This window comes from Streptomyces sp. NPDC003635 (genome assembly GCF_053587635.1).
Genome location: NZ_JBSFOK010000034.1, coordinates 90495 through 97192, shown reverse-complemented (window position 1 = coordinate 97192; position 6698 = coordinate 90495). Strand labels below are relative to the sequence as shown.

Below are 6698 nucleotides of genomic sequence, written 5' to 3'. Positions count from 1 at the left end.
CGGTTACATTCCGAACCCGGAAGCTAAGCCTTACAGCGCCGATGGTACTGCAGGGGGGACCCTGTGGGAGAGTAGGACGCCGCCGAACAAATTTTGGAGAAAACCCCCGTGCCATTCGGCACGGGGGTTTTCTGCGTTTAGGCCTAACCCTCGAAGGGTCTAAGAGCTCCTAACGAAATGCAGCTCGTAGCCGTCGCCAGCAAATCAGTGAGCAGGCGAGCTTGAGGAACGCCTCGTGGATGTCGTCGCGGGTTTCCCATCGGATGCGGAGGCGGCCGAACCAGTGCAGCAGCGCGATCGTCTGCTCGACCACCCACCGCTTGGTGCCCAGGCCAGAGCCGTGCTCGGTGCCACGCCGGGCGATCACGGGCTTGATGCCCTTCGCCCGGACCTGGCGGCGGTAGCAATCGTGGTCGTAGCCGCGGTCGGCGTAGAGCTCCTTCGGCCGCTGCCGGGGCCTGCCGCGTTTGCCGCGGATCGGCGGTATCGCCTCCAGCAGTGGCAGGAGCTGGGTGATGTCGTTGCGGTTTCCGCCGGTCAATGTCACCGCAAGCGGGATGCCGGTGGCGTCGCAGATCAGGTGGTGCTTGGAGCCCGGTCGACCTCGGTCGACCGGGCTCCGGCCGGTTTTGGGCCGCCCTTGAGCGCCCGGATGTGGGAACTGTCGATCACCGCCCTCGACATGTCCAGGCGGTCCGCTGCCCGCAGCTCGGCCAGCAGCACCTCGTGCAGCCGCTGCCACACCCCGGCGTTGTTCCAGTCCCGCAGGCGTCGCCAGCAGGTCATCCCCGAGCCGAAGCCCAGCTCGGCGGGCAACCACTCCCACCGGATGCCCGTGTAGAGGACGAAGAGGATGCCGCAAAGAACTTTGCGGTCATCCAGTGCCTTGCGGCCCGGATGCCGATGCCGACGCTGCCGGACAGGCAGCAGCGGCGCGATCCGCGCCCACAACTCGTCGTCAACAACCCACGGTTGGGGGTCACGCTTCCTCACACCCAACCAACCGAGCCACCCGGCCGGAGGTCACGCCCCAACCGCATTCCGTTAGGAGCTCTAAGAGGCTCTATGAAAGAGCCCTTTACAGACGTCCCCCTGTCTTCAGTGCCAGGTAGGCGTCTGCCAGCGCGGGCGCCAGTTCGTCCGGTGTCGCGTCGACAACGGTGACGCCGGAGCGCCGGAGTTGCTCTGCCGTGCGCTGTCGATCGCTTTGAGCCTGGGCTGCGGCCGCTGCCTCGTAGACGGAATCCGTTGTGCCGCGAGCCTCCGCCATGCGAGCGACGTAGGGGTCGGCGACCGACGCCACCAGGACGGTGTGGCGCTGGGTCAATTGCGGGAGGACGGGGAGCAGGCCCTCTTCGATCGGGGCTGCGTCCAGGCTCGTGAAGAGGATGATCAGCGCGTGGCGGGGTGCCGTACGAAGTGCTGTGGCCGTCAGGCCGCGGGCGTTCGTTTCGATCAGTTCGGGTTCCAGCGTGGCCATGGCGTTGACCAGGGACGGGAGTACGTCGTGGGCTGTTTTGCCCTGGACGAGGGCGCGTACTCGGCGGTCGTATGCGAGGAGGTCCACGCGGTCGCCGGCGCGGGAGGCCAGGGCGGCCAGGAGGAGGGCGGCGTCCATGGAGGCGTCGAGGCGTGGGGCGTCGCCCACGCGGCCGGCCGAGGTGCGGCCCGTGTCCAGGGCCAGGAGGATGTGGCGGTCGCGTTCGGGACGCCAGGTGCGTACGGCGACCGTGGACTGTCTGGCCGTAGCGCGCCAGTCGATGGAACGGGTGTCGTCGCCGGGGACGTACTCGCGGAGGCTGTCGAATTCTGTGCCCTCCCCGCGGGTCAGGACGCTGGTGCGGCCGTCGAGTTCGCGGAGGCGGGCGAGTTTGGACGGGAGGTGCTTGCGGCTGGTGAAGGGGGGCAGCACACGTACTGTCCACGGGACTTTGTGTGTTCCTTGGCGGGTGAGGAGGCCGAGCGGGCCGTAGGAGCGGATGGTCACGCGGTCGGCTTGACGGTCGCCGCGGCGGGTGGGGCGCAGGCGCGTGGTGACGCGGCGGCGTTCGCCGGGCGGGACGGTCAGGCGGTGCCGGGAGGCCTCGACCTCCGTGCCGGGCTGCCAGCTGCTCGGGGGCCAGGCGTCGCGCAGGTGGGCGCGCAGGGGGCGGCCGGAGGGGTTGGTGACCGTCAGGGTGACGTCGGCGGTTTCGCCGAGGCGCGCGGAGGTGTCGCCAGAGCGGGTCAGGTTGAGGCGTCGTACGGGGGCGGCCAGGGCGAAGTCGCAGGCGCAGGCCACTACCAGGGGGGCGTTGACGGCGAGGATGCCGGTCCAGCTGGGTTCCCAGATGCCGACAGGGAGGGAGCCCAGGGCTGCGAGGAGCGCGGCGCGCCCGGTGAGTGCCATCAGCGGGGGACGGGGACGTGGGCGAGGATCGCGTTGATGACGGAGTCGGCTGTCACGCCCTCCATCTCGGCCTCCGGGCGGAGTTGCACGCGGTGCCGGAGCGTGGGGAGGGCCAGCGCCTTGACGTCGTCGGGGATGACGTAGTCGCGGCCGGTGAGCCAGGCCCACGCGCGGGCGGTGGCGAGCAGGGCCGTGGCCCCGCGCGGGGAGACGCCGAGGGTGAGAGACGGCGATTCGCGGGTGGCTCGGCAGATGTCGACGACGTAGCCGGTGATCTCGGGGGTGACCGTGGTCTTGGCCACGGCTGCGCGGGCGGCCTCGAGGTCGGCCGGGCCCGCCACGGGGCGTACGCCGGCGGCGCGCAGGTCGCGCGGGTTGAAGCCCTCGGCGTGGCGGGTGAGGACGGCGATCTCGTCCTGGCGGGAGGGCAGAGGGATCGTCAGCTTGAGCAGGAAACGGTCCAGTTGGGCTTCGGGGAGGGGGTAGGTGCCCTCGTACTCGACCGGGTTCTGGGTGGCCGCGACGAGGAAGGGTTCGGGGAGCGGCCGGGGGGTGCCGTCGACCGTGACCTGGCGTTCCTCCATGGCTTCGAGGAGGGACGACTGGGTCTTGGGAGGGGTGCGGTTGATCTCGTCCGCGAGGAGGAGGTTGGTGAAGACCGGGCCGGGCTGGAAGGAGAACTCCGCGGTGCGGGTGTCGTAGACCAGGGAGCCGGTCACGTCGCTGGGCATCAGGTCGGGGGTGAACTGGACCCGCTTGGTGTCGAGTTCGAGTGCGGATGCGAGGGCGCGGACGAGCAACGTTTTGGCGACCCCAGGGACTCCTTCTAGTAGTACGTGTCCACGGCAGAGGAGGGCGACCACGAGGCCGGTCACGGCGGGGTCCTGGCCGACCACGGCTTTGGCGATCTCGGCGCGCAGGGCTTCGAGGGAGGCTCGGGAATCGGCCCGGTCCCCGCTCTCCCCGGCGTTGTCAGTGGTCGGGTCCATCATGGACGGCGTACCTCACTTTCGAGGGCGTCGAGTCGGTCGGCGAGGGAGATGAGGGCCGCGTCGTCGCCGGGCGGCGGGCCGAAGAGGAGGGTGTGCAGGGACTGTCCGTCGCCGTGCAGGTGGGCGGACAGGGCGGGGAGCAGGGCTTCGGGCGTGTGCGCCTGGGCGACGGGGACGCCTACGAGGGGGGCGAGGCGGGTGCGGGTGGTGGAGCGCAGAGCGGCGGCCGCGCGGTCGCGGGCGTTCGCCTTGCGGTAGAGGCGGGCGCGGCCTTCGACGGTTTCGGAGGCGCGGATCGCCACGGGGAGGTTTTCGGGCACGAGGGGGCCGAGTCGGCGTGCCCGCCACAGGGCGGCCAGGGCTGCCGCGATGAAGAGCTGGAGTGTGCCCCAGAGCCAGCCCGAGGGGAGCAGGTCGAAGAAGCCGCGCTCGCCCTCGGTGCCGGCGGCGGTGGAGTCGGAGAGCGAGGGGAGGTACCAGACCAGATGGGGGCGGGAGCCGAGGAGTTGGAGGGCGAGCGAGGCGTTGCCCTGCTCGTCGAGGCGGTCGTTGGTGAGGATGTCGGGCGCGCCGAGTACGACGGTGTCGCCGTCCCCGGAGGTGTCGGGGACGCGCAGGAGGGTGGCCAGGCGCTCGCTGGGGTAGCAGGAGTCCGCCCGGAGATCGGTGGTGGTGTAGCGGATGCCGCCCGTGTCGGCGGAGCCGGCGCGGCGGGCCTCGGGCAGGTCGCAGTCTGGTCGGAGGGTGGAGTCCAGGCTCTTGGCGGGGTCGGCGAAGACACCGGGGGCGAGCCTTTCGACGGACCAGGCGCCGGGTGCGACGAGAACGGTGCGTCCGCCGGTGTCGGCCGAGGCGGAGTGCAGCGCGGTCTGTTGGCGCTCGGTCAGCAGGTCGGGGGCGGCGACCAGGAGGGTGGTGTCCGGGCCGGCCGCTTCGCTCGCCTCGTCGAGTGTGGTGACCACGCGCGTGGACACGTCTCGGTCGGCGAGGAGTTCGGCGACGGCCCGGCTGCCCTGGGGGTCGGCGGAGCGCGGGTCGAGGGTGCCGTGCCGGGTGTCGGAGCGGACCACGGCGATGGCGACCGCGGCCGCGAGGAGGAGGGCCAGGGCGAGGGCGAGGCCGCGCGCGCGGGTCCAGATCTGGCGGGCGGTGGGCGAGACCGAGGTGGCCGGGGGCGTGGCCTCGGTGGTCATTCGGCGGCTCCCTGGCGGGCGTTGTGGGCCGCGCTGTGGGTGCTCGTGTCGGCGAGTTGGGGCTTGGCGCGCTCCAGGTCGCGGTCGAGTTCGGCGAGGCGCCGGTACGCCGGTTCGGTTCCGGATCGGCCACCGTATGTCACGTCGTCGAAGTCCCGTGCGGCGGTGCGCAGTCGGTCCGTGTGGGTGGGCAGGGCGCGGCCGGCTTCGGCGGCGGCCTCGTCGGCGGTGCGGCCGGGGCGGACGTCGAGGAGGGCGCGTTCCTCAAGGGAGCGGACGATGGCCCGCATGCGTTCCTGGACGGCCTGGTTCCAGTGGCCCTGGGCGGCGTGCGCCTCGGCGGCGGCGCGGTGTTCGGCGGCGCTGCGGGGCCGGTCGTCGAACAGGGCAGCGGAGGAGGTGGGTTCCCGGCGAGGCGTGCCGAGGCGCCACCAGAGGGCCGCCAGGACGGCGAGGACCGCCACGATGACGACGACCAGGCCGAGCGGTCCTCCGGGTGTCACGGACGAGGCACTGCTGAACAGTTCGTCGACCCAGCTCCAGAAGGCGTCGAGAGCGCGTTGGAACAGGCCGGGGTCGTCCTCGTGGTACATCCGCTTGGACAGTTCACGCCGGGCCGCCTCCCGCGCGGGGTCGCGGGGGATCGTCAGCGGCGGTTCGTCGCCGGAGCGCGCCGTCGACAGCGCGGAGGTGTCGCCGAGGCGGGTCGGCATCCGTACGGCGGCGCGTGGCAGCGCCGAGGCCGCCGTGAGAACTCCCCCCGCCAGGCTCACCGGTTCAGCTCCCGGGGGTGTCGGATCCGTAGCCCTGGACGCCGGCGGCGCGGGCCAGTTCGAGGTCGAGGGCCTCGCGGCGGATGCGCTGATCGATGTAGAGGAGCACGGTGACGCCCGCCGAGATCGGGAAGGTGATCATGGAGCCGATCACCGAGCCGATCCCGCTGATGATGAGGTAGGTCCAGCCGACGTCGCCGCCCCCGCCTTCGAGGAGGCCGCTGACGCCGTCGCTGCTGAAGGCCTCGGCGAGGAAGGCGAAGGGGATGGCGATGATCGACGCGAGGACGCTCGCGATGAGCATGGCCAGCAACTGAATGCCGAAGATCCGCCACCAGGAGCCACGAACCAGCTTCGCGGAGCGGCTCATCGACTTCGTGATGCCCTGCTTCTCCAGCATCAGCGCCGGCGAGGCCAGGGAGAAGCGCACCATCAGCCAGATCGCGACGACGACGGTGCACAGGGTGCCGAGGACGGTGAGCGCGGCGCCCGCCTCGCTCGCGCCCGCGGCGGCGACCAGGATGCCCGGCAGCGCGCCGACGGCGACGATGCCGAAGGTGATGAGCAGCAGCAGGAAGATCAGCCCGAACAGGCGGGCGACCTGTGGGCGGGCGTCGTTCCAGGCCTCGCCGGTGGTCACCGACTTGCCGAGGACGGCGCGGCTGGTGACCGTGGTGAGCAGGGCGGTCGCCACGATCGTGCCGATCAGGGAGATCAGCGAGATGGCGCCGTAGCTGAGCAGGGCGTCGCCCATGGCGCGGGTGAGTTCGCTGAGGGTGGCGCTGGGGTCGTTGAGGGCGTCGGTGTCGATGCGGTCGTTCAGGAAGAAGCCCTGGAGCAGGACGACGACGATCTCGGTGAGGACCGCCACGGTGAGGGCGATGCCGAGCACGGTGCGCCAGTAGGCGCGCATGGTCGAGACGGCGCCGTCGAGGATCTCGCCGACGCCGAGCGGACGGAGCGGGATCACGCCGGGCTTGGCCGCGGGCGGGGGTCCGCCCCAGCCGCCGCCCCAGGCGCCGTAACCGCCGGGGCCGCCGTAGCCTCCGGGGCCGCCGCTTGCGGGGGGCCGGTTGCCCCAGCCCGGGCCGGGCGGCGGGGGCGGCGGGGTCTGCTCCGGGGCCGTGGGGCCGGTCGGCGCGGACCACTGGGCCGGTGGCGGCTGGTCCTTGGACCACTGCGAGCCGGAGCCCTGTGGCTGCGGGCCGGGCTGGTCCGCGGGCTGCTGGGGGTCCGGGCGGTCGGCGGGCCGGTCAGGGCCGGACGTGCCGTGCTCCTGTCCGTCGGACGGGGCGGATCCGGGCGAGGCCCAGCCCGGAGTGTCGTTCATCGTCGCTCCTTCACGGTGCCC

At 72.0% G+C, this 6698-nt stretch carries 6 protein-coding genes and 1 rRNA gene; 1 reads left to right on the top strand and 6 read right to left on the bottom strand.

Annotation, left to right across the window (positions count from 1 at the left end):
- A 5S ribosomal RNA gene (gene rrf, locus ACWDRW_RS27835) occupies positions 1 to 88 on the top strand; the annotation flags it as partial.
- 81 nt (positions 89 to 169) lie between these two features.
- On the opposite strand, the gene ACWDRW_RS27830 is transcribed toward rrf, so the two are convergent.
- The 6 genes from ACWDRW_RS27830 to ACWDRW_RS27805 form a co-directional block, all read right to left on the bottom strand.
- Positions 170 to 993, bottom strand: a protein-coding gene (locus ACWDRW_RS27830; protein ID WP_451727097.1) for an IS5 family transposase whose coding sequence is annotated in 2 segments (ribosomal slippage) — positions 170 to 633 and positions 633 to 993 — 825 coding nt in all. Because the reading frame shifts where the segments join, the coding sequence is not laid out codon by codon here.
- A gap of 85 nt (positions 994 to 1078) precedes the next feature.
- Entirely contained in the window at positions 1079 to 2389 is a 1311-nt protein-coding gene (locus ACWDRW_RS27825) for a DUF58 domain-containing protein (protein ID WP_451727094.1), read from the bottom strand.
- Positions 2389 to 3378 carry an AAA family ATPase gene (locus tag ACWDRW_RS27820; protein WP_451727091.1) on the bottom strand — a complete coding sequence of 330 codons (990 nt, stop codon included), beginning with the start codon at positions 3376 to 3378 and terminating at the stop codon, positions 2389 to 2391. Before ACWDRW_RS27820 ends, ACWDRW_RS27825 begins: the two co-directional genes overlap by 1 nt.
- Complete coding sequence (locus tag ACWDRW_RS27815; RefSeq protein ID WP_451727089.1) at positions 3378 to 4574, bottom strand: DUF4350 domain-containing protein; 1197 nt, start codon at positions 4572 to 4574, stop codon at positions 3378 to 3380. Before ACWDRW_RS27815 ends, ACWDRW_RS27820 begins: the two co-directional genes overlap by 1 nt.
- Positions 4571 to 5347, bottom strand: a complete 777-nt coding sequence (locus ACWDRW_RS27810; protein WP_451727086.1) for a DUF4129 domain-containing protein — start codon at positions 5345 to 5347, stop codon at positions 4571 to 4573. Before ACWDRW_RS27810 ends, ACWDRW_RS27815 begins: the two co-directional genes overlap by 4 nt.
- 4 nt (positions 5348 to 5351) lie before the next feature.
- On the bottom strand, positions 5352 to 6677 hold the full coding sequence (locus ACWDRW_RS27805) for a hypothetical protein (protein WP_451727083.1): 1326 nt from the start codon (positions 6675 to 6677) through the stop codon (positions 5352 to 5354).
- Positions 6678 to 6698: the final 21 nt, after the last annotated feature.

Coding starts and splice junctions, on each gene's coding strand:
- ACWDRW_RS27825 (WP_451727094.1), bottom strand. CDS start 2,389: ATGGCACTCACCGGGCGCGCCGCGCTCCTCGCAGCCCTGGGCTCCCTC.
- ACWDRW_RS27820 (WP_451727091.1), bottom strand. CDS start 3,378: ATGGACCCGACCACTGACAACGCCGGGGAGAGCGGGGACCGGGCCGAT.
- ACWDRW_RS27815 (WP_451727089.1), bottom strand. CDS start 4,574: ATGACCACCGAGGCCACGCCCCCGGCCACCTCGGTCTCGCCCACCGCC.
- ACWDRW_RS27805 (WP_451727083.1), bottom strand. CDS start 6,677: ATGAACGACACTCCGGGCTGGGCCTCGCCCGGATCCGCCCCGTCCGAC.